17 protein-coding genes are annotated in these 21,248 nt (G+C 56.3%); 7 read left to right on the plus strand and 10 right to left on the minus strand.

What is annotated here, in order from left to right; all coding sequences use genetic code 11:
* Positions 1-48: 48 nt before the first annotated feature.
* From Q0915_RS17675 to Q0915_RS17720, 10 genes are all read right to left on the minus strand, one after another.
* A complete protein-coding gene (locus Q0915_RS17675) occupies positions 49-750 on the minus strand; it encodes a nucleotidyltransferase family protein (protein ID WP_299476302.1) in 702 nt (233 codons plus the stop codon).
* 75 nt (positions 751-825) lie between these two features.
* Positions 826-2,352 carry a tRNA (adenosine(37)-N6)-threonylcarbamoyltransferase complex ATPase subunit type 1 TsaE gene (gene tsaE / locus Q0915_RS17680; protein WP_299476305.1) on the minus strand — a complete coding sequence of 509 codons (1,527 nt, stop codon included), beginning with the start codon at positions 2,350-2,352 and terminating at the stop codon, positions 826-828.
* A 12-nt stretch (positions 2,353-2,364) separates the two neighbouring features.
* Complete coding sequence (locus tag Q0915_RS17685) at positions 2,365-4,875, minus strand: PAS domain-containing sensor histidine kinase (RefSeq protein ID WP_299476308.1); 2,511 nt, start codon at positions 4,873-4,875, stop codon at positions 2,365-2,367.
* 243 nt (positions 4,876-5,118) lie between these two features.
* Positions 5,119-6,507: an adenosylhomocysteinase gene (gene ahcY / locus Q0915_RS17690; protein ID WP_299476311.1), complete on the minus strand. Its 1,389-nt coding sequence runs from the start codon at positions 6,505-6,507 to the stop codon at positions 5,119-5,121.
* 212 nt (positions 6,508-6,719) lie between these two features.
* Positions 6,720-8,030, minus strand: a complete 1,311-nt coding sequence (locus tag Q0915_RS17695; protein ID WP_299476314.1) for a cyclopropane-fatty-acyl-phospholipid synthase family protein — start codon at positions 8,028-8,030, stop codon at positions 6,720-6,722.
* 101 nt (positions 8,031-8,131) lie between these two features.
* Positions 8,132-8,416 (minus strand): HPr family phosphocarrier protein, encoded by a 285-nt coding sequence (locus Q0915_RS17700; protein WP_299476316.1) that lies wholly within the window; start codon positions 8,414-8,416, stop codon positions 8,132-8,134.
* Positions 8,417-8,424: 8 nt separating this feature from the next.
* A complete protein-coding gene (locus Q0915_RS17705; RefSeq protein ID WP_029064232.1) occupies positions 8,425-8,829 on the minus strand; it encodes a PTS sugar transporter subunit IIA in 405 nt (134 codons plus the stop codon).
* Positions 8,830-8,947: 118 nt separating this feature from the next.
* Entirely contained in the window at positions 8,948-9,415 is a 468-nt protein-coding gene (locus Q0915_RS17710; protein ID WP_299476324.1) for an HPr kinase/phosphatase C-terminal domain-containing protein, read from the minus strand.
* Positions 9,412-11,229, minus strand: a complete 1,818-nt coding sequence (locus Q0915_RS17715; protein ID WP_299476326.1) for a sensor histidine kinase — start codon at positions 11,227-11,229, stop codon at positions 9,412-9,414. Before Q0915_RS17715 ends, Q0915_RS17710 begins: the two co-directional genes overlap by 4 nt.
* Positions 11,230-11,253: 24 nt before the next feature.
* Positions 11,254-11,952 carry a response regulator transcription factor gene (locus Q0915_RS17720; protein ID WP_029064229.1) on the minus strand — a complete coding sequence of 233 codons (699 nt, stop codon included), beginning with the start codon at positions 11,950-11,952 and terminating at the stop codon, positions 11,254-11,256.
* A 486-nt stretch (positions 11,953-12,438) separates the two neighbouring features.
* Between Q0915_RS17720 and Q0915_RS17725 the strand changes: the two genes are divergently transcribed.
* The 7 genes from Q0915_RS17725 (at position 12,439) to Q0915_RS17755 (ending at position 20,927) form a co-directional block, all read left to right on the plus strand.
* Complete coding sequence (locus tag Q0915_RS17725) at positions 12,439-14,049, plus strand: phosphoenolpyruvate carboxykinase (RefSeq protein WP_299476328.1); 1,611 nt, start codon at positions 12,439-12,441, stop codon at positions 14,047-14,049.
* A 139-nt stretch (positions 14,050-14,188) separates the two neighbouring features.
* Positions 14,189-14,521, plus strand: a complete 333-nt coding sequence (locus tag Q0915_RS17730) for an XdhC family protein (RefSeq protein ID WP_299476329.1) — start codon at positions 14,189-14,191, stop codon at positions 14,519-14,521.
* A 13-nt stretch (positions 14,522-14,534) separates the two neighbouring features.
* Positions 14,535-15,164 carry a LysE family translocator gene (locus tag Q0915_RS17735; protein WP_299476332.1) on the plus strand — a complete coding sequence of 210 codons (630 nt, stop codon included), beginning with the start codon at positions 14,535-14,537 and terminating at the stop codon, positions 15,162-15,164.
* A gap of 4 nt (positions 15,165-15,168) precedes the next feature.
* Positions 15,169-15,864 carry an XdhC family protein gene (locus Q0915_RS17740; RefSeq protein WP_299476335.1) on the plus strand — a complete coding sequence of 232 codons (696 nt, stop codon included), beginning with the start codon at positions 15,169-15,171 and terminating at the stop codon, positions 15,862-15,864.
* Positions 15,861-17,477, plus strand: a complete 1,617-nt coding sequence (locus Q0915_RS17745; protein ID WP_299476338.1) for a molybdopterin-binding/glycosyltransferase family 2 protein — start codon at positions 15,861-15,863, stop codon at positions 17,475-17,477. Before Q0915_RS17740 ends, Q0915_RS17745 begins: the two co-directional genes overlap by 4 nt.
* A gap of 285 nt (positions 17,478-17,762) precedes the next feature.
* Entirely contained in the window at positions 17,763-17,969 is a 207-nt protein-coding gene (locus Q0915_RS17750) for a hypothetical protein (RefSeq protein ID WP_299476340.1), read from the plus strand.
* A gap of 378 nt (positions 17,970-18,347) precedes the next feature.
* Positions 18,348-20,927, plus strand: a complete 2,580-nt coding sequence (locus Q0915_RS17755; RefSeq protein WP_299476342.1) for a PAS-domain containing protein — start codon at positions 18,348-18,350, stop codon at positions 20,925-20,927.
* Positions 20,928-21,248: the final 321 nt, after the last annotated feature.

Raw genomic sequence — 21,248 nt, forward strand, 5'->3', positions numbered from 1 at the left:
AATTCGCCATTTCTGCCGCCAAATCAGCCTCATTTATGGGTCCGTACCCTAGGCCGCGCTTTCGCGCACAGCATATTCCGCCGCCCGGATGGCATCGGGCGTGCCGATATGGAGCCACAAACCTTCCATCTGAACACCAAAGAGCCGCCCGGCCTCGATCGCCCTGTCGAAGAGAATGTTCATCGAAAACGGTCCGTCCGGGGCGCCGTCGAAAAATCGGGGATGAAGGATAGCTGCGCCCGCATAGGCGAACGGCGTCACGCTCTTTTCCAGACGTCTTGTCAGGCTGCCGTCTTTTGCCATTACGAAGTCGCCCTTGCCTGAATATCCGACCGACTTGACGGTCTCAGCAACCAGAAGCAGGGCGTCCATCCGTGTTTCGTCCCAGGCATCAATCATATGTTCCAGATTGGGCTTCACGCCTTCAATCCAGTAGCAGGTGTCGGCATTCAATTGAAAGAACGGTTCATCACCGAGCATCGGCAGCGCTTTCTTGATGCCGCCTCCGGTTTCCAGGAGCTGCTCGCGTTCATCGGAGATCAGGATATCCATGTCCTGGCGGCGGCGTACATGAACTTCAACAAGGTCAGCCAGGTAGTGAACGTTGACAACACACGCCTTCACGCCTGCGGCAGCCAGCCGGTCCATGCCATGATCGATCAGCGCCTGTCCGTTGACCTCAATCAACGGCTTCGGTGTGGTGGCAGTCAGGGGCCGCATCCTTTTACCGAGGCCGGCGGCCAGGATCATTGCTTTGCTCGGTCGGAACCGCTCTTGTTTCATCTTGTCACTCGAATGTTGTCCCCGGCGACGATACAAAGGTATCTATTTCCGGAAACGTCCGTACCAGTCTTTCAAGTCCGACATGCCCGGCCTGTCAAGCACCCGGTCGAAATAGGCTTGCATGCGCGGCAGATGGCCGAGGTAGGCCGGCTTATTATCGCGGCGCGCAAGCCTTACGAATATGCCGAGAATCTTCGAAACCCGCTGCGCAGCCATCACTGAATAGGCCCTTGAAAAGCTCTCCCTGTCAAACCCCGAAGACTGCTTTTCCATCCCTGAAACATAGGCATCATAGAGACCTGTTTCCAGTTCCGGGCTCATTTCGGTGCGGGCGTCGAGCAGAAGAGAGGCAACATCGTAGGCGACAGGGCCGATGACTGTATCCTGCAGGTCTATCAGGCCGATCCTGTCCGTCCCGGCAGCGCCATGTTGCCACAACAGGTTCGGGGAGTGGAAATCCCTCAAAACCCAGCCTTGCTGTGCTCCGGCAATTTCGTCCAGGTATTGCTGCCAAAGCGTTTCAAATTCGCGCCGCAGCTCTGCATCGACCGTTATTTTGCTGAATTCCGGTACATACCAGTCGAGGAACAGCGCCGCTTCGGCAATCAGGGCCTCATTGGAATAATTGGGGACAGTGTAGCTCCCACCATCAGCAAATTGCACCGTCCGCGGCCAGTTCCGGCCATGCATTCGCACCAGAATGTCGACCGCAACCCCATAGCGTTCGGGATCGGGACGACCGTCAACGACAATGGTCTCGCCGCCGAGATCTTCCGAAAGGACCAGGCCCTTTTCAAGATCAGACGCAAAAACCTGGGGCGCACGTATCCCCTGCCGGCGCAATTCAGAACCGATTGCCAGAACGGATCTGCAGTCCTGAGCCAGATGAACGCGGGACATGTAATCGCGAACAGCGTTGGAGACAGCGTCCTGTGAGAACGGCCAGCGCATCAAAATGGATTTCCCGGTTTCGTCGGTCACGGTTTCAAACGTGCGCAGAGAAGCATCCCCTGCCAGAAAACGGCGCTCTGCCGTTGCCAAGTCGGCTGCTTTCAAAAAATTGCGGACTTCAATCGTCTGCCTGATCCGCTGCTCCCAAGCCGGGTCATTGGAAAAAAACGCAAATTGGCGCTCTTCTCCATCGTCAACGGTTTCAGTTATCTGGATCCACAACGCTTTTGCAGGCAGCAGGTCTTCAGCAAGCTCGGGCCACTCGATGAGCGCAGCACCGGTTTCCAGGAGGTCATGGAGGCCAAGTTCCTCGAGCTCCTCCGGCTCCTCCAGCCGATAGAGATCGAAATGGGACAGATCAAAGCGCGGCAATTCGTAGACCTGGACAAGCGTAAACGTCGGACTTGGTACTTCCAATTCCGTATCGTCGGCGCAGGATCTGATCAGGGCACGCGCAAAGGTGGATTTTCCCGCTCCAAGATCACCGGAGAGGCAAACAACGTCACCCGGTCTCAGGATCATAGCGATATCGCCGGCAAGCCGGCGGGTTTCAGTTTCGTCCGAAGCTTCCAGTTCAAGGAATGTTGCAGGGAAACGCCGCAGCCGCTGTTGTGCCATGGGCTGTCCTATTTATTCGGCGGCGACCTGATCAGCCAGTTCGGGACGCGACGGGAAAACGCATGTTACCGTTGTGCCCTTGCCCTCTGCCGATTCAATATCGACCGTCCCGCCGTGCAACTCGACAAAGCTTTTTACAATCGCAAGACCAAGCCCCGCACCCTGGCGCCGACTGCCCGTGTCGTGTCCAACGAAGCGATTGAATACCTGGGTCAGGATTTCGGCGGGAATTCCATAACCGTGATCCTGGACAACGAAGGTAACCTTGTCATCGTCCCGATTGCAGCTCACGTCGACCACGCCGTTTTCTTCCGAATACCGCACGGCGTTGGCGATCAGATTGAACAGGACCTGGCGCAGCCGCCGTTCATCGGCGACGATCACACCAATATCGTCCGGAACATGCGTTCTGAGGCTGATCTTTGCTTCCGCAATCCGGTCCTTTAAGCCTTCAACGGCCGCCGAAACAGTCGAGGCGACGTCGACCTCACCAAGATCCAGCTCCATAATGCCCGCATCAAGCGTGGCAAGGTCCAGGATGTCGTTGATGATTGCCAGCAGGGCGGAAGAAGACGACTGAATGTAATCGGCGTATTCGCTCTGTTTTTCGCTGAGGTCACCGAATTTCGGATCGGCCAGAAGCTGCGCAAAACCGATAATGTTGGTCAGCGGTGACCGTAATTCATAGGAAACATGCTGGATGAAAGCGTTCTTGATCTGATCGGCCTGCTGCAGAGCTTCGTTTTTCTCAAGCAGGGCGCGTTCGACATTCACACTGTCGGTGACATCGACAAACGTGACGAGCGTGCCGCCATCCGGCAAGGGCACGGTTGCGTAATCGAGGACGTCACCGTTCCGGCGTTCCAGCCGGCTCACCTTGTGCGTGCGATTGTCGAGAAGTCCGGTGACGTTGCCGACAAGCTGTTTCCACGCTTCTTCCTCGATTTCACTGAGTGTGCAAGCGGACACGACCTCATTCACATGCGGCAGTTCGGCGAGCTTTTCTTCTTCCAGCTTCCAGATTTGCCCGAAAGCCGGATTCCAGAGCCGCAGGCGACCATCGGAACCGAACACGGCCACAGCTTCGGACAGATTGTCGAGTGTCTCGCCCTGCACCCGTGCCAGGGCGTTGTAGCGGCTTTCCAGATCCAGCCGTTCAGTGAAGTTCTCATAGATATATGTTACGCCCCCTTGCGGGTGCGGATTGGCAATCACGCGCAGCGTGCGTCCATCCGGCAAGTGCCACCAGTTTTCGCGTGCTTCCAGCGATTGATAGCTTTCCAGCATCTTGTTGCGCCAGACGCGATAATCGGCCTGTTCCGGCAGTTTGCGTGCAGCGCGCAGCGCATCAAGAACCGCGCCGTCTTCAGGGTGGCTTTCCAGAAGCGCTTCGTCCAGATCCCACAATTGCCGGAACGCGGCATTGTAGAATTGTAGCTTCCGGTCACTGCCGTAGATCGCCACCGCGGCCGCTAGCTGATCGAGCGTCCGCCCGTGATATTCCTCTGCCCGGCCGAGTTCCTTCCGGGCCTGCTCCAGATCACTGATGTCAACGGCAATGCCGGCACCACCGACACTCGCGTTGACATCCGTGACTTCAAAGACCCTGCGCTCTCCGGAGGCAACAATTGGAATACGCGCGCTGAAGCGGCCGTCTTCCGTGCGCTGCACGGCCATCGCCGTGCGCGCGGCAGCGTCAAGGAACGTCGCTTTTTCCTGAACCGCTCGTTCTGCATCATACATTTCAACAGCTTCGGCATAGGCCGCATTGGCCCAGGTCAGGTTGCCTTCAGCATCCCTTTGCCATGCGGGTGCCGGCATGGCGTCCAGCAGCGAATGCAACATATGGAGCTCGCCCGACAGTCCGGCATTGCGTGCGGCAAGTTCCGCCTGCATCTGCCGCTCGCCTGTCAGGTCGCGCAAACGCAGGACCACGGCACCACCTGTTGTGCGCCCCAGCGCCTCTACATAAGTGCCGGTTCTTGTCTTCAAGGTCGCGGAAAAAGCTTCGCCGGACCGGAACAACATGTCGAGATGACGCTCCAGATCGCCTGCGCATTTGGTGGTCAGCCAGCTGCCAAACGCGAGGAGCTGTGCAGGCGGGCGCGGTACACCTGATTTTTCGGGCAAAATCCCCCAGATCTGGGGAACAGCTCCGTTGCCGGTCCACACGATTACCCGCTGCTCATCGGTGTTGAGCATGGCTTCAAGACGATCGACCCGAAGTTTCAGGTCGCTCTTTTCCTTTTCAAGGGCAGCAGTGATCTGAGCGGATTGCTTCCGGTGCCTGACAAGCGAAACGGCGACTGTCACTGCAAAGGCGCACATTCCGCCGACCGCGCCCACGAGTATCATGGCACCCGGGTTGATGGCGGCGGATGTATCGGCAAGCATGTCGGCGGCAGCTGGAGACGTCAAAAATCCGTAACCCGCCAGCATGGTGCTGCCGAGCTTTACGTTTTTCAGACTCCGTCCTCGCCACGCCGCGCTGATTCGCACGCCGTTTCCGCCGCCTTTCGGCATATTCTGATCCCCTTACGCCGCTAGTCCCGCTGTACGGGTGCAGCCCCCGGTTTGTGGGAGCAAATCAAAGACATCCGCCTCCTGGCCTCTGATTCGCTTAAACCATAACCTTTTTGAGAATCACGCAGAAGAGTCCGTAACTGAAAAGTTAACAGAACCCTTCAAACTGAAGGGTTCTGCATTTTTTTGTTCACATGGTCGAATCGCGGCCATTACCATATGTAGTGGCATGAAACCTGAGAATCAGTATTTGTAGTGTTCCGACTTGAACGGACCGACCTTATTAATCCCCAGATAATCAGATTGATCGTCCGTGAGTTCGGTTAACGTGATGCCCAGTTTTTCAAGGTGCAAACGGGCAACTTTCTCGTCCAAATGCTTCGGCAGAACGTAGACCTCGTTCTTGTACTGATCGCCCTTGGTGTAGAGTTCGATCTGCGCCAGAACCTGGTTCGTAAAGCTCGCAGACATCACGAAGCTCGGGTGACCGGTTGCGTTGCCGAGGTTCACCAGGCGGCCCTGTGACAAGAGGATCATCCGTTTTCCATCCGGGAACTCGTACATGTCGACCTGGTCTTTGACCGGGCGGCATTTTGTGTTCTTCAGAGCGGCGACCTGTATTTCGTTGTCGAAGTGGCCGATGTTACAGACGATCGCCATGTCCTTCATGCCGCGCATGTGGTCGAAGGTGATGATGTCCTTGTTGCCCGTCGCGGTGACATAGATATCGCCTTCCGGCAATGCCTGTTCGATGGTCTTGACCTCGAACCCGTCCATGGAAGCCTGCAGCGCACAGATCGGATCGATCTCGGTCACGATCACACGTGCTCCGGAACCGGCAAGCGATTGTGCAGACCCTTTACCGACATCACCATAACCGCAGACAACGGCGACCTTGCCGGACATCATGACGTCCGTGCCACGACGAATGCCGTCAACAAGCGATTCGCGGCAACCATAACGGTTGTCGAATTTCGACTTGGTGACGCTGTCGTTGACGTTGATTGCCGGGAAAGGCAGCTGGCCGTTTTTCTGCATTTCATAAAGACGCAGAACGCCGGTCGTCGTTTCCTCCGAAACGCCCTGGATTAGGTCGCGCTGCTTGGTGAACCAGCCCGGATTGGACGCCATGCGCTTCTTGATCTGCGCGAAGAGGCATTCCTCTTCCTCAGACTGCGGGTTTTCAATGAGATCGGTTTCGCCCGCTTCGACGCGTGCACCAAGAAGGATGTAAAGCGTTGCGTCGCCGCCATCGTCAAGGATCATGTTCGCGCCGTCGGCGAAATCGAAGATCTTGTCCGCGTAGTCCCAATATTCTTCAAGCGTTTCGCCCTTGACGGCGAACACCGGGACCCCCGCAGCAGCGATCGCGGCCGCAGCCTGATCCTGTGTGGAGAAGATGTTGCAGGACGCCCAGCGGACTTCTGCGCCCAGCGCGACCAGGGTTTCAATCAGCACAGCCGTTTGAATGGTCATGTGTAGTGAACCGGCGATACGCGCGCCTTTCAGCGGCTTCGCGTCGCCGAACTCAGCGCGGCATGCCATCAGACCCGGCATTTCGTGTTCAGCGATTTCAATCTCGGTGCGGCCCCAGTCTGCGAGCCCGATGTCTTTGACGATGTAGTCAGTCATGAGTTTGTCCTGCAATTGGATCCAGCTATCTATGCCGGCCTTGTGTGAGCGGCCGCCTTCTCTGCCAACTGTAACGCTACAAGACATGAGACGGACGCCAGCCGGTTTCCGGATCACGCCGGAAGCCGTTGAGAGGGGTTATAGCGCTCGGCGGCACTTCTCGCAATAAAGATATAAAGAATTCTTTATATGGTTTTTCGAATGGTGAATTTTCACCTGTAAAGGTCTTCCCGCGAAGGCGGCAAGCCCGACGGTCCCTTGGTCCGGCGGGAGGCAACTGTCTGGAAAATTCCGATGGAACCGCGTTCAAAACCCAGCGAGACACCACAGAGATAGGCGAGCCAGAGCCGGTACTTCTGCTCTCCAATGTCCGCGATCGCCGCATCCTTGACCGCCATCAGGTTTTTGGCCCAGAGCTTCGTGGTCCGCGCATAATGTTCACGCCAGGCTTCCACATCGTGCACTTCAAAGCCGTGCGCTTCCAGGTTGGTCAGCGTCCAGCCGATATGATCGACCTCGCCGCCCGGGAAAATGTAGCGCACGAGTGCCTGGTACTCGGGCTTCTTCTGGCGAAACTTCTTGAGATCCTTCTTGCCGCGTCTCGTGATCGCGTGATGCAGGTAGATCCCGCGCGGCTTCAACAGGCGATGCACGCTTTGAAAATAATTGTCGTAGTTGTCGAGACCGACCGCCTCGAACATGCCGATGGAGGAAATCTTGTCGAACCGCTCGCCCTTCATGTCGCGATAGTCGATGAGTTCCACCGAAACCTTGTCTTCCAGGCCGCGTTCGGCAATCCGTTCCCGAGCGAGCTTCAATTGTTCCTCGGCAAGCGTCACGCCAACAGCGGTTACGCCGTAGTTCGCTGCCGCGTGGCAGATCAAGGCACCCCAGCCGCATCCGATATCGAGCATTCGGTCGCCGGGCTTCAGCCGCAGCTTCCTGCAAATCATGTCGAGTTTGTCCTTCTGCGCCGTCACCAGATCGTTGGACCAGTCGCGGAAGTAGGCACAGGTGTAGACCATCTCGGGGTCGAGGAAGAGCTTATAGAAGTCGTTGGACACATCGTAGTGGAAGGCGATGTCGTCTTTCCGGCTTCCAGAGCTCCGGTCAGCGACCTTACCGGCATCCAGACCGTCTTCCTGCTGCGGATCGCCCTTGTCTTTCGCGCCAAGCAACAACGGCACCGCGCTTTTCAAAATGAGGATCTTGTTCAGGCGCTTGCGCAATTCGCGGCTTTTGATCTTCGGTCTTTTTTCGGCGAACTCGAAGATCGTTCCGCCGCGCGGATCGATTTCCCCCGTCGAATAGAGGTCGACAACAGTCTTGATGCGCGGGCTGCGCAGGAGTTTCGTCAAAGCCGTGGGAGCAAGGGCAATCCGGAGACCTTCGGCGTCCATATCCGCGGGAACGCGGGATCCGTCCCAAAGTTCGAAACCGAATTGCAGGTCAAGCACCTGATGAAGATGTGTCAAAACCGAACGTGCTGCAAAGATCGTCCGCTCACCGGAATGGCTCGTCATACTAATTCCCAAGATCTGCGGTGCGTGACCCGTGTTTCAAAATTTTCAAGCGACCGTGGATCGCACGTTCTCAGGTACATGAAAGGCCCGCTGCCGGACAGTCAATCCGTTTCGCCAAACCCGCTTTCAACAAGATCCGCTATTGCGTCCAGAGCTGCTTCGGCGTCTTCGCCGCTGACGCAAACCCTGATGCAACATCCCGGGCTGGCAGCGAGCATCATCAATCCCATGATCGACGTTCCGCCGACTGTCTGCCCGTCCTTCGAAACGTTCACGTCTGCTTCGAAAGTCTCTACGAGCTTGACCAGTTTTGCGGAGGCACGCGCGTGAAGCCCGCGGCGGTTGACGATTGTAAGATCTTTTTCGAACAAATTCTGTGCTGTCATATTAGATGTTAGTTTTGTCCCGACAACACCTGGCTCGCAACCGAAATGTATTTCTGGCCGGCCTGACGCGCTTCGTCGACCGCGTCCGCCAATTCCCTATCCGCACGAACGCTTGCGAGCTTGATCAACATCGGCAGATTGACGCCCGCCACGACTTCAACGGACTTGCCGTCCATGACGGATATCGCAAGATTGGACGGTGTTCCGCCAAACATGTCGGTCAGCAGCACAACCCCATTGCCGGAATTCGCTGCTTCCACAGCGGACAGGATGTCCTGCCGTCTCTGCTCCATATCATCATCAGGACCGATGGAGATTGTTTCGATCTGTTCCTGGGGACCGACAACATGCTCCAGCGCCGCCTTGAATTCTTCAGCGAGACGCCCGTGGGTAACGAGTACTAGTCCGATCATTCGGTCTTCAGCCTGACTTTAATGTGCAATTGGCTCTTTGCGGGAGCCGGGCTTTAGCAGTCTGATGCACTCTCTTCAACCGCTTAACCAGTTGCAAGCAAAAAACGCCATTTGTGTACTAAATGTAATCCGGCACATTCGGGTATAGGGAGCGCAGTCCCCAACGGATAAGCCTCAAGGAAACACCCGGGTTGTTGGCAGGACAGACCAACGCCGGCACCTCAATGTCTTTCAGCACCCGAGCCGCAAGCGCTTTTTCCGGCAAGCGCTCAATCGTTGCGAGAGGCTGCAGGTCTACAATCAGATCCACTTTTGCAGCCGGCACGGTCGTCTGGTGCACGATACCGGTTCCACGAACTTCCATCAGACCTTCGATTTGTTCCGGCACACGCGCCATGAGCCGGTTCTGGTTCGCCGAAAGAAACAACCGGTCATCAGCAACCAGCGCACCGAGATTTCCCTTGGCCTTGGCGGCTTCAATCAGCGTGTCGGTCAGTTCGGACTTTCCGCTTCCGGAAACACCCAGGATCAGAATGCCGCGCGTGCCGACAATGACGCAATTGCCGTGAAGCGACTGTTCCGTCACTTCCCGCTCCCTGCGGGAAGGTAGATCGTGAAGCGTGCGCCGCCAATGCGCGTGACGCCGTCTTCACCCTGCTCCTGCCGGTTGGTGGCAGAGATCGTGCCGCCATGGGCCTCGATGATTTGTCTTGATATGGAAAGGCCCAATCCGGAGTTGTTGCCAAAACCCTCGCCGTCGGGACGATCCGTATAGAAGCGCTCGAAGATACGTTCCGTGTTTTCCGCGCGGATACCCTGTCCGTCGTCATCGACGATAATCCGAATACTCCGCCCCTCGCGGGCGAGATCTATCCGCACGCTGCCATCGGGGGGAGAAAAGGATCGCGCATTGTCGAGCAGATTGCTCATCACCTGGCCCAGGCGGATATCGTGCCCCTGGACCCGATAGGGCTTCGGACCCGGCGCATCCGCGACCGTCAGCTTCACCTTAGTTTCGTCGGCGCCGGTCCTCTGGTTCACAGCATCGGCCATATTGCGAAGGAGTTCGGCAATATCGATCGTTTCGGACTGAATGCGCGCCAGTTCGGCATCAAGGCGCGAGGCGTCGGAAATGTCGCTGATCAGGCGATCCAGCCGGCGCACGTCGTGCTGGATCACTTCCATGAGCCGGTCCTGGGACGCTTTTGTCTTTGCAAGCGGCAAGGTTTCGACCGCACTTCTGAGCGACGTCAGCGGGTTCTTGAGTTCATGGGCAACGTCCGCGGCGAATTTTTCGATGGCATCGATCTTGTTGTAGAGCGCATTGGTCATCTCGCGAAACGCCCGGGCAAGGTGGCCGATTTCGTCCTGGCGGTCCGAAAAGTCCGGAATTTCCTCTCGCGAATTGGATCCGCGGCGCACGCGGTCCGCAGCCGCAGCCAATCGCCGGACAGGTCCGGCAATTGTTCCCGCCAGGAGAATGGACAGCAAAATGGTGACCGTTGCCGCAAACAGAAAGACGCGAATGATCGCGATCCTTTCAGCGCGCACAATCGCATCAATGTCGCCGCCTTGTGTCGATAGCAGCAATGAGCCGAGGACGGCGCGGAACCGCTGGATCGGCACGGCGACCGAAACAATGAGCTCGCCGCGCTGCGAAATCCGGGTCACGCTGGCAGGGGATCCGGCAAGCGCGGCCTCGACTTCCGGATAGGCGCGTCCGTCCCCGCCACCAACCTCCTGGTACAGGGGCAAATCACCCTGCTGAAGCCAGCGTTTCGTCCATTGCCAAGTCGAATCCCAAAACCCTGTTTCCTGAGCCGTTGGTGGCGGCAGGTCGAAACGCAGGATCTGCGCGCTGGAATAAAGGTGGCGGGAATCGAGGATCAGGATCCCCTCGGGATCGTAAATCCGGGCCCTGGTCTTGGTTGGCGAGATCAGCCGCCTCAAAACCGGTCCGACACGCTCCGGGTTGATCGGAAAATCGAGGCTGTCCAGATCTTCGACCGTCGGCGTGATGCTCTCTCCGGCCTGGAGCTGCAGCAGCCTTTCAGGATCGACGGTTATGGTGCCGGTGTCGACGGTTGCCGATGCGGCGATGGCGCCAGCGATAATCTCGCCCTGGGTCAGAAGGCTCTGTACGCGCGCATCGATCAGACCGGCGCGGAACTGATTGAGGTAAAGGATGCCGATTACGAGCGCGAGCAGGCCGACGAGGTTGATCGCGATGATCCGGCGCGTGAGTGAGGAAAGAACGTAGGTTCCGAAGATGCGTCCAAGCTGATTGACCAGACGGCGGCGAATACGTTTGTTGCCGAGCCGGCGCAAGCGCGAGCGGTCCGACCCGTTTACCGGATCAGATTCTGAAATTCCCCCAGCACTTTCGCTATCAACCGCCATCTAAACTTTGTCTCAATGGCTACGTCAGACTTCCCGGAAACGGTATCCTACTCCATACAGTGTTTCGATCATGTCGAAGTCGTCGTCAACAACCTTGAACTTTTTCCGTAGACGTTTGATGTGACTGTCGATCGTCCGGTCGTCGACATAGACCTGATCGTCATAGGCTGCATCCATGAGCGCGTTCCGGCTTTTGACCACCCCGGGGCGCTGTGCCAGAGCCGACAGGATCAGAAACTCGGTGACAGTGAGCGTGACTGGCTTGTTGTTCCATGTACAGGTATGCCGCTCCTGATCCATGACGAGCTGGCCACGCTCAAGCAACTTATCGGCGTCTTCACGCGGCGCGCTTGCGTCTTTGGGTTGCGCACGGCGCAAGACCGCCCGCACACGCTCAACCAGCAACCGCTGCGAAAACGGTTTGCGGATGAAATCGTCAGCGCCCATCTTCAGACCGAAGAGCTCGTCGATCTCGTCGTCCTTTGACGTGAGGAATATGACGGGAAGGTCGGAATTCTGGCGCAGCCTGCGCAACAGCTCCATCCCGTCCATGCGCGGCATTTTGATATCGAAGATCGCCAGTTGGGGCGGGTCGCTCTGCAACCCGTCGAGGGCGGATGTGCCGTCCGTGTAAGTCTGGACGCGATATCCTTCCGTTTCCAAAGCAATAGAAACCGACGTCAAAATGTTGCGGTCGTCATCAACCAGAGCAATTGTTGGCATACTTCAATTTTCCAATTCGGTCAGTACGAACGGTACGCGTCAGTAATACTGTAGCACACAGCCTTTGGCCTTCTAAATGCGCATAAATTAAGGCAAACCCCACAATCAAACACCGTGAAGACTTAAACATCGCTTGGCAACAGGCGGACCGAAGCCGGGTTGAACCGCCGGTCATGTTGAGATTTCGACTCCCTCAAACCGGCCATTGCGTTGCACGCATCGGGCACCGCAGGCGCACTTGAAACGCGAATTCTTTCGCTTTGACCTTCAAATCGAATATTTCGAAGGTTTCGTTTTTTTCTTTGCCTATCGAATTAATCATCAGAAAATTCGAGCAGTATTTTAATCGATTAAACAAAGACATAGCTCCTTTAGTAGTCTTGCTGCCCCTTGGTCATTCAACTACGTTCGCACCCCTCATAACCGGATTTAGTCTTCCTGGACTTTCTCCGGCGGCCAAAATGCACCTTACGAGGATCGCGGAAAATGCAAGAAACTGGCGTCAGGAATCTCTCCAATGGCAGCGAAACTTTCGGCTTCAAGAACCTGAAAGCGCTCTATTGGAACCAGAACGAGCCGGCCCTTTACGAGCATTCCCTCACCCGCAAAGAAACATGTCTTGCCGCCGGCGGCGCCCTTGTCGCCGAAACCGGCAGCCACACGGGAAGGTCACCAAAAGACAAATTCGTTGTTTTGGACGATGAGACCCGCGATGCCGTCTGGTGGGATAACAATGCCCAGATGGCAAAAGCCCAGTTCGATCTGCTTCTGGCGGATTTCCTGGAACATGCTGAAGGCCGTGAGCTCTTCGCGCAGGATCTTTTTGGCGGCGCTGATCCGGTTCACCGCCTTCCTGTTCGCGTCTATACCGAATACGCTTGGCATTCGCTGTTCATTCGCAATCTGCTGCTTCGACCGGAAACGGCCGACCTTGCTGCTTTCGTGCCGGAAATGACAATTGTGGACCTGCCGAGTTTCCGTGCCGACCCGGCCCGCCACGGATGCCGCGGCGAAACTGTTATTGCCTGCGACCTGACACGCAAGATCGTGCTGATCGGCGGAACGTCCTATGCCGGCGAAATGAAGAAATCCGTCTTCACGATGCTCAACCATCTCCTGCCGGCCAAGGGCATCATGTCGATGCACTGCTCGGCGAATGTTGGAGACAAGGGCGATACTGCTGTCTTCTTCGGCCTTTCGGGAACCGGCAAGACGACGCTTTCAGCGGATCCGGACCGCACGCTGATCGGCGACGACGAGCACGGTTGGAGCGACACGGGCGTTTTCAACTTCGAAGGCGGATGTTACGCGAAAACGATCAAACTATCGGCAGAAGCGGAACCGGAAATCTATTCCACGACACAGCGTTTCGGCACAGTTCTGGAAAACGTGGTTCTGGACCAGAACAGGGTTCCTGACTTTGACGACGGTTCGAAGACGGAAAACACCAGAGCCGCCTATCCGATCCACTTCATTTCCAATGCAAGCGCATCGGGATGTGCCCCCATCCCCAAAACCATCATCATGCTGACGGCCGATGCATTCGGTGTGATGCCGCCGCTGGCCCGCCTGACCCCTGCCCAGGCGATGTATCACTTTCTTTCCGGATACACGGCAAAAGTCGCCGGTACGGAAAAAGGTGTCACGGAACCGCAGGCGACTTTTTCGACCTGTTTCGGCGCCCCGTTCCTGCCGCGCCATCCGTCCGAATATGGCAACCTTCTTAAGAAGCTTATCGCTGAGCACAATGTCGATTGCTGGCTGGTCAACACAGGATGGACGGGCGGAGCGTATGGCACAGGTGAGCGCATGCCCATCAAGGCAACGCGGACACTGCTGCAAGCCGCCTTGTCCGGCGCGTTGAAAGGATCAGAATTCCGTACCGATCCGAATTTCGGGTTTGAAGTGCCGGTGAGCGTACCAGGCGTCGACCCGGTCATTCTGACACCCCGCGAAACATGGGACGACAGAGCTGCCTACGACCTACAGGCTTCAAAACTCGTCCAGATGTTCGTCGACAATTTCGAAGGTTTCGAACGGCATGTCGACACGACCGTCTTGAGTGCCGCGCCTTCTTTAAGGACCGCGGCCGAGTAACATATCCCGCATGTCTCGGCATTCCGGACGGCACCTGAGCAATCAGGTGCCGTTTGTACTTTTGAAGAGCTTTCATCTCTTTGAGAAAATTCTATATTTGAGATGAGCCACACGCGTTGTTTGCAGGGGCAGTGAAACAATGACCACCGAAGAGACACAGATCGCAGACGTTCTCAAGACTGCGGAAAACTGGAGCAAGTCCGGACGTCAGGTGGCACTCGCCACGGTGATTGAAACCTGGGGTTCCGCACCGCGTCCAGTCGGCTCGCATCTGGTGATCGACGCCGAGGGCAATTTCGAAGGGTCCGTTTCAGGCGGTTGTGTCGAAGGCGCCGTTGTTGCCGAGGCCGTCGACGTGATCGACACGCGGAAACCGACAACCTTGGAATTCGGAGTTGCCGACGAAACCGCCTGGCGCGTCGGGCTTTCCTGTGGTGGCCGCATCCGTGTCTATGTCGAACCCGTCAACTGATTGAGATCCTGCCTTGCCTTCCGTTGAAACGCTTCTCGCATTCTTTGCCGCAACTGCGCTGTTCGCCTACATGCCAGGGCCAGCTGTGCTTTATACGGCTGCTCAAACGATTTCACGGGGTCGAAAGGCCGGCTTCATGGCAGCTGCCGGCATTCACCTGGGGTGCTATGCGCACGTGTTTGCCGCGGCCTTCGGATTGTCTGCGATTTTCACGGTGGTCCCGACACTCTATTTCGCCCTGAAACTGGCCGGAGGTGCCTATCTGGTCTTTCTGGGTGTTCAGATGATCCGTACCCGCATCGATGCCGGGCCAGTCCCGAGTTTGCCGAAAAAATCCGCGCGCAGGGCTTTCGTCGACAGCATCCTTGTCGAGGTCCTCAATCCGAAAGCGGCAATTTTCTTCATTGCCTTTCTGCCGCAATTCGTCAGCCCGGAGGCTGGTTTCCCAATCTGGGTGCAGTTCCTGATACTTGGAACCATCGTCAATTTCGCTTTTGCATCTGCCGATATCGCGACAGTGTTCTTCGCATCGGAAGTCAAGAAACGGCTAGTGAAGACGTCGAGGTTCCAGGATTTCACGCGGTGGATCGGCGGTACTTTGCTGGTTGGCCTTGGCCTCAAACTGGCAACGGACCGGACATAACGCCATGGATCGATCACTGCTCGAAACCCTGAATGCGGAACGGGACGCCCGCCGCGCTGCAATTCTCGTTACGCGTCTCGCAGACGGCTCGCAAACGCTGGTGCGCCGGGAAGACGATTATTCTTCCGATCCTTTGGAACACGAGTTCCGCAAACGGTTTCTGTCGGGCAAGTCCGGGACGGTCACAACGGAAGCGGGCGACGCGTTCCTGACCGTGTCTGTCCCTGCTCCAAGGCTGGTTATCATCGGGGCTGTTCATATCAGCCAGGCACTTGTGCCGATGGCGGAAATTGCCGGCCTGGACGTGACGGTGATCGATCCGCGTACCGCGTTTGCGACCGAAGAGCGGTTTCCCGGCGCTGCCCTAAAGGCGGAATGGCCGGAAGACGTCCTCAAGGAAACGCCTCTGGATGCCTACACGGCTGTCGCTGCGGTCACCCATGATCCGAAGATCGATGATTTTCCGTTGATGGAAGCGCTGCGGACGCAGTGCTTCTATGTTGGCGCCCTCGGCAGCCGCAAGACGCATGGCAAGCGCCTTGAAAGGTTTACCGCATCCGGCCTGGATCCCGCGCTTTTTGAACGTATCGATGCACCGATCGGCCTGGATATCGGAGCGGCTTCCCCGGAGGAGATCGCAGTCGCCGTTCTCGGTTCCATCATCCTGGCACTGCGGAAGGCCCCGGAGCCTGCCGCATGAAGTTCGGCCCCGTTTCCCTCAAAGAAGCCGTCGGCTGCATACTTGCACACAAGACGAACCTGCCAGGCAGGGTTTTGAAAAAGGGGCACGTGCTCAGCGGCGAGGATTGCCGGGACCTTGCGTCACAGGGTATTGCAAGCGTTGTTGCCGCCCGTCTGGAAGACGGCGATGTTGGCGAGAATGACGCCGCAACCCGGCTGGGACTGGCCGCCAAGGGACGCTGCGTCAGTGAAGACAGCGCATTTACAGGCCGCATGAATCTTTATGCTGACGCACCAGGCGTGCTGGTGGTCGACACCGAAGCCGTGACTGAGGCGAACCGTATTGATCCCGCAATCACATTCGCGACGCTTCCGGACCACAGCAAGGTTTCGCGGGACCGAATGATCGCGACCGCCAAGATCATCTCCTTTGCGGTCTCCGGAGCTGCGCTTGAAAGGGCTGAGGGCGCCGTAAGGGGTGCTGTTCGGGTCGCGGAATTCCAGGCCAGAAAAGTCGGTCTGGTGGCAACAAAACTGCCACACCTGAAACCGGTGACCATGGACAAGACGCGGCGCGTTCTGGAAGACAGGCTGCGGCCCAGCGGCAGCACTATCCTTGCCGAAGAGCGGGTTCCCCACGCCAGCGAAGACGTTTCTGCCGCAATGAAGGCACTTGTTGAAAAGGGTGCCGATTTCCTTGTTCTTTTTGGCGCTTCGGCGGTGGTCGACCGACACGACGTCTTGCCGGCGGCTGTCGACCTTGCAGGTGGCAGTGTTGCGCATTTGGGCATGCCGGTTGATCCTGGCAACCTGCTCATGCTGGCCGAACTTGACGGCATTCCCGTTCTGGGCGCACCGGGTTGTGCGAGAAGCCCGAAGGAAAACGGCTTCGACTGGGTCCTCGACAGGCTGCTTGCAGGCGTTGAGACGGGGCCGGACGATGTCACCGCCATGGGCGTTGGAGGCCTCCTGATGGAAATCGGTACGAGACCGCAGCCACGCGAAGCCAAGCGACAGACGGATGCACCCAAAGTCGCGGCCATCATCCTGGGGGCCGGTAAATCCACCCGTATGGGCGGCCCCAACAAGTTGCTGGCAACACTCGACGGCAAGGCGCTCGTGCGCCACGCCGGAGAAGCGGCGATCGGTGCCGGTCTCCGTCAGACAATCCTTGTCACCGGTCATCTGGCAGACGAGGTGCGCAAGCAAGTTGAAGATCTCGACATCGAGACTGTCTACAATCCTGACTATGCCGATGGTATGGCGACTTCAATCAGAGCGGGAATGAAGGCTCTTGAGGCAGACACTGAAGCCGTAATCGTTTTGCTTGGCGATATGCCACGCGTCGGTGAAGCCGCATTGAAGAAACTGATTGCCGCCTACAAGGAAAACGGCACCAGTCTTATTGTCGCGGCGACCGCCAACGGGAAACGGGGCAATCCGGTGCTTTGGGACAAACGTTTTTTCGACGACCTGAATGCGTTGACCGGCGATATCGGTGCCAGACATCTGATAGCCAGAAATCCCGGTTTTGTTGCCGAAGTTGAGATTGGTTCCGCTGCGAGGCTCGATCTCGACACCCCTCAGGCACTGCAAGAGGCTGGTGGCGCTCTTCCTGGGAAAGAGGGTTAATACATAGCATCGCTGTAGTCATTAAACAGCATACGGTACGCAACTAACCTCCTGTTAACCTGCTATGCGCAGAACGCAGGCCGGAATTGCGGGGTCTTCTATTGCAATTTTGTGACGTGCCGCTTATGTAATCCCTGCGCTTGCTGAAGGGCACTCCTTGTGGGTTGGACAACGTATGACGTCCCGGGCGCCGATTATATCCGATTTCTATCGAAAGCTGTTCGGATCCTCTCCTCCCGAGGATGCTCGAGCGCTTTTGTTGCTTGTAAGAGAAGGAAGAACAAAATGGCTGACATGTCCCTCCCGCGTCCGGGCTGCTGCAAGTGGGCAGAAGGCGATGCAGGAAGTTATGTATTCCCGTGCAACACGCGCATTGAACCGGGCGAATCCTATTGCACCGAACACCGCGCGATCGTTTACATTCCGCCTGAAGAGCGCCGCCGCAACCGTTCCGGTGGTGGCATGAGCCTTTCTTTCCGGCGCGCTGCTTGACAGGCTAAACTGCCTTTGGATTAAGCAGATTATACGTGGAACACTCCACGCACTTTCAGACCCGGCCCCCTGGCCGGGTTTTTTGCGTTCTGAATTCCTCGTCCTATTTCGCAAAAAATGTTTTCCCCACAATAGGTTACTTTCCTTTACTATCGAAAAGGCACAGGACGCATCCATTTTTTTGAATTTCTAAAGATGGAAAAGTGTTCTTTTCATCGAAACAATAGTACAGTTTATATCTTAGCAGATTTCTGCAACTATTTGTCATTATTACCAATGCCTAATTCAATTCTGAGTTTATTGCGGAATAGTTGAAATTAAATCGATACTGTTACTAGGCTGGTATGCGGCGCTCTAAAAACGGAGTTGGTGTCGACCATGACGCTCGCGCAGGTTCAAGTTGAGGAAGAAAGACTGGAAGCTCTTCACAGACTTTCCATTCTTCATTCAGAACAACTGCCTGAATTCGATGCCATTGTGGCAAACGCTTCCGAACTCCTGGGCTGCCCTATCTCAGTCATCTCGATTGTCGATCAGGATGAAATCTGGTTCAAGGCGGCGGTCGGCCTTGACGCGAAGGAAGTCCCCCGCGCGAACTCGTTTTGCGGCCAAACCATTTTATCCGACGATGTCGTGATTGTTCCCGACGCGACCAAAGACGATCGGTTCCGGGACATACCTCTCGTGACGGGTGACTTCGGCGCGCGCTTTTACCTCGGATGCCCGGTCAAGGTAGACGACAAGCATCGCATCGCCACCATCTGCGTCATGGACACCAAGCCACATTCGGTCAGCCAAGCCGATGTTGAGCACATAAGAAATGCAGCGCGGGTGGTCGAGGGCCTCTTCAAAGCCCACAAGGCCGGCAATGAAACGCAAGATGCGTTGTATCAGGTCGCACGCGAACGCGACAAAGCCCGGCAGAAACAGGAATTGCTCGACAAGATTACGCAGGTTTCCGGCGTCGGCGGCTGGGAATTTGAAATCGGCTCCGGTCTGCTTTCATGGACGTCCAGCACCCGAGACATTCACGCAGCGCCAGAGGGTTTCGAACCCGATTACGACGCGATGCTGTCTTTTTACACAGACGAAAGCCGCGAAGGGTTCGAAGCGGCCATGGACCTTGCCATTCGCACCGGACGCGAATTTGCTCTGGAAATGCGTCTGCTGACGGATGAGACTGATGACAGATGGGTGCTTGTGACCGGACGCCCGGTTTTTGAAAACGGCGTCGTGAACCGGGTTGTCGGCTCTATTCAGGACATTTCAAACAGCAAGCGCAGCCCTGCAGAAGCTAGTGCGTCAGAGCATCAACAGCGGTCAACCTTCGAAGCCTTGCGAGAAGGTGTTCTGCTGCTGAACCAGTCAGGCCGGATTGAGGCGGTCAATCCAGCTGCCTGCGAGCTACTGGGATGTGAGCAATCCGCATTGGACGGCGCAAACGTCCGTGACCTTGATATCGGTCTGCGGGACTGTTTGAGTTCCGGAAGCGAGCGGGTCAGTCCGCTCCTGCTTGCGACGCTGGAACCTGACAGGGTTCTCGACCTGGAGATCCAACTGACGAAACCGCACTCCGGTACCATGAAGTGGCTGCGCATCAGCGCTAAACCACTCGGAGAGGAAAAGAGTGTCAACACGGTGGTGGTTTCGCTTACCGACATTACGGGCGTCAAACAGCAGGCTGATACGCTTCAGATCTTCTTCGACAATTTTCCCGGAGGCCTGGTCCACTATGACAGCCAGTTGCGGCTGACATTCTGGAATGAAGAGTTTTCACGCCTGCTGGACATTCCCCAAAGCTTCCTCGAAACGAGCCCTGATTTGCCTGAAGTCATCCAGTATTTCGCCAGTCGCGGGGATTACGGGCCAGGAGACCCCGCCCGGATTGCATCGGAGCGGCTGGTAAAATTCGGCACCGGCGGGCTGAATGCCTATGAACGAAAAACGCGCAGTGGCAGGGTCCTTGAAGTTCGAGGCACGGCTCTTCCAGATGGTGGCAATGTTTCGAGCTTTCTGGATATCACCGCCCGCAAGAACATGGAAGTTCAGCTCGTTGAAAAGGAGAAACTCGCCAGCGACCGATTGCACAAGCTGGAGGCGGTTATCGCCAACATGCGCCAGGGTGTCAGCGTATTCGACAACAAAGGCTGCATCACGCTCTGGAACCAGCACTTTTTGGACCTTTTTGGCAAATCCGAAACGGAGATCAAGAAAGGCATGAGCCTGATCGACGTTCTGGAGTTCGAAAAGGAACGCGGCGAGTTCAATGGCGACCCGTCCACCTTCTATGCGGAGCTCAAGGCCAAGCTTGATGCGGGCGAAGTGGTCAAGTCGACTTTCAAGCACCCAAATGGGACGATCATAAGCATTGTCCGCACGCCCCTGCCGGATGGTGGTTGGGTAGGAACGCACGAAGACATTACGTCGCGCGAAAAGGCGACCGAAAAGATCACATATGCCGCCCACCACGACACGCTCACAGGGCTGGCAAACCGGACGCTATTTAGCCTGAAACTCGAAGAAGCAATCGGCCGATCCGCGCGAGATGAGGAAGCGAGCGATCTGTTGATGATCGACCTGGACCGCTTCAAGCCGGTCAACGACACTTATGGCCATGATGTCGGCGACAAGCTTCTGCTCCAGGCGGCGACACGACTGAAGGAATGCGTGCGCTCGAATGACACTGTTGCCCGTCTCGGCGGAGACGAATTCGCAATCATTGTTCACAATCCTGACGGTGAACAGAGCCTTGCCTCCAAGATAGCCCGACGCATCGTAGAAAAACTGAAGGCCCCTTACGTCATTGATGGACATGCAATTGAGATAAGCGGGAGCGTTGGCATTGCATCTGTCACCGAACACGAACGCGGTGCTAATTCAGTTCTCAAAAAGGCGGATCTTGCTCTCTACGCCGTTAAACATGAGGGTCGAGACGGCTTCAAATTCTTCGAGGAATGATAACGGCTATCATTTCCTTGGCTGTGCTGTGCCGGGTTGCCTGAGAACCAAACGCATATCGTCAATCTATAGCATTGCATTTCAATAACTCAACCTATAGCTGCGTCGCTCTATGAACCCCAATTTTATTTTGATGCCTAAAATAATATTGACTGAAAAAACAAAGCCGTGAAAAGCAAAACCTGATTTTGAAACTGTCTTTCCAAGCGATCTGTTTGATCAAAAAATGGGCAAACTTAATCATTTGTTGCGCTTCTCCTCTCATGATGGGGCCATGTAATTTACAAACGTGCTTCAAGAGATTCCCCGGGAGGCGAATCG

Origin of the sequence: uncultured Roseibium sp., from assembly GCF_947494555.1 — a bacterium.
Lineage (GTDB): Bacteria > Pseudomonadota > Alphaproteobacteria > Rhizobiales > Stappiaceae > Roseibium.

What these genes read in the sequence shown, in the direction of transcription:
- Q0915_RS17675 (WP_299476302.1), bottom strand. Translation starts at nt 750, where the DNA reads ATGATCCTGGCCGCCGGCCTCGGTAAAAGGATGCGGCCCCTGACTGCC.
- tsaE (WP_299476305.1), bottom strand. Translation starts at nt 2,352, where the DNA reads ATGGCACAACAGCGGCTGCGGCGTTTCCCTGCAACATTCCTTGAACTG.
- Q0915_RS17685 (WP_299476308.1), bottom strand. Translation starts at nt 4,875, where the DNA reads ATGCCGAAAGGCGGCGGAAACGGCGTGCGAATCAGCGCGGCGTGGCGA.
- ahcY (WP_299476311.1), bottom strand. Translation starts at nt 6,507, where the DNA reads ATGACTGACTACATCGTCAAAGACATCGGGCTCGCAGACTGGGGCCGC.
- Q0915_RS17695 (WP_299476314.1), bottom strand. Translation starts at nt 8,030, where the DNA reads ATGACGAGCCATTCCGGTGAGCGGACGATCTTTGCAGCACGTTCGGTT.
- Q0915_RS17700 (WP_299476316.1), bottom strand. Translation starts at nt 8,416, where the DNA reads ATGACAGCACAGAATTTGTTCGAAAAAGATCTTACAATCGTCAACCGC.
- Q0915_RS17705 (WP_029064232.1), bottom strand. Translation starts at nt 8,829, where the DNA reads ATGATCGGACTAGTACTCGTTACCCACGGGCGTCTCGCTGAAGAATTC.
- Q0915_RS17715 (WP_299476326.1), bottom strand. Translation starts at nt 11,229, where the DNA reads ATGGCGGTTGATAGCGAAAGTGCTGGGGGAATTTCAGAATCTGATCCG.
- Q0915_RS17720 (WP_029064229.1), bottom strand. Translation starts at nt 11,952, where the DNA reads ATGCCAACAATTGCTCTGGTTGATGACGACCGCAACATTTTGACGTCG.
- Q0915_RS17725 (WP_299476328.1), top strand. Translation starts at nt 12,439, where the DNA reads ATGCAAGAAACTGGCGTCAGGAATCTCTCCAATGGCAGCGAAACTTTC.
- Q0915_RS17730 (WP_299476329.1), top strand. Translation starts at nt 14,189, where the DNA reads ATGACCACCGAAGAGACACAGATCGCAGACGTTCTCAAGACTGCGGAA.
- Q0915_RS17740 (WP_299476335.1), top strand. Translation starts at nt 15,169, where the DNA reads ATGGATCGATCACTGCTCGAAACCCTGAATGCGGAACGGGACGCCCGC.
- Q0915_RS17745 (WP_299476338.1), top strand. Translation starts at nt 15,861, where the DNA reads ATGAAGTTCGGCCCCGTTTCCCTCAAAGAAGCCGTCGGCTGCATACTT.
- Q0915_RS17750 (WP_299476340.1), top strand. Translation starts at nt 17,763, where the DNA reads ATGGCTGACATGTCCCTCCCGCGTCCGGGCTGCTGCAAGTGGGCAGAA.
- Q0915_RS17755 (WP_299476342.1), top strand. Translation starts at nt 18,348, where the DNA reads ATGACGCTCGCGCAGGTTCAAGTTGAGGAAGAAAGACTGGAAGCTCTT.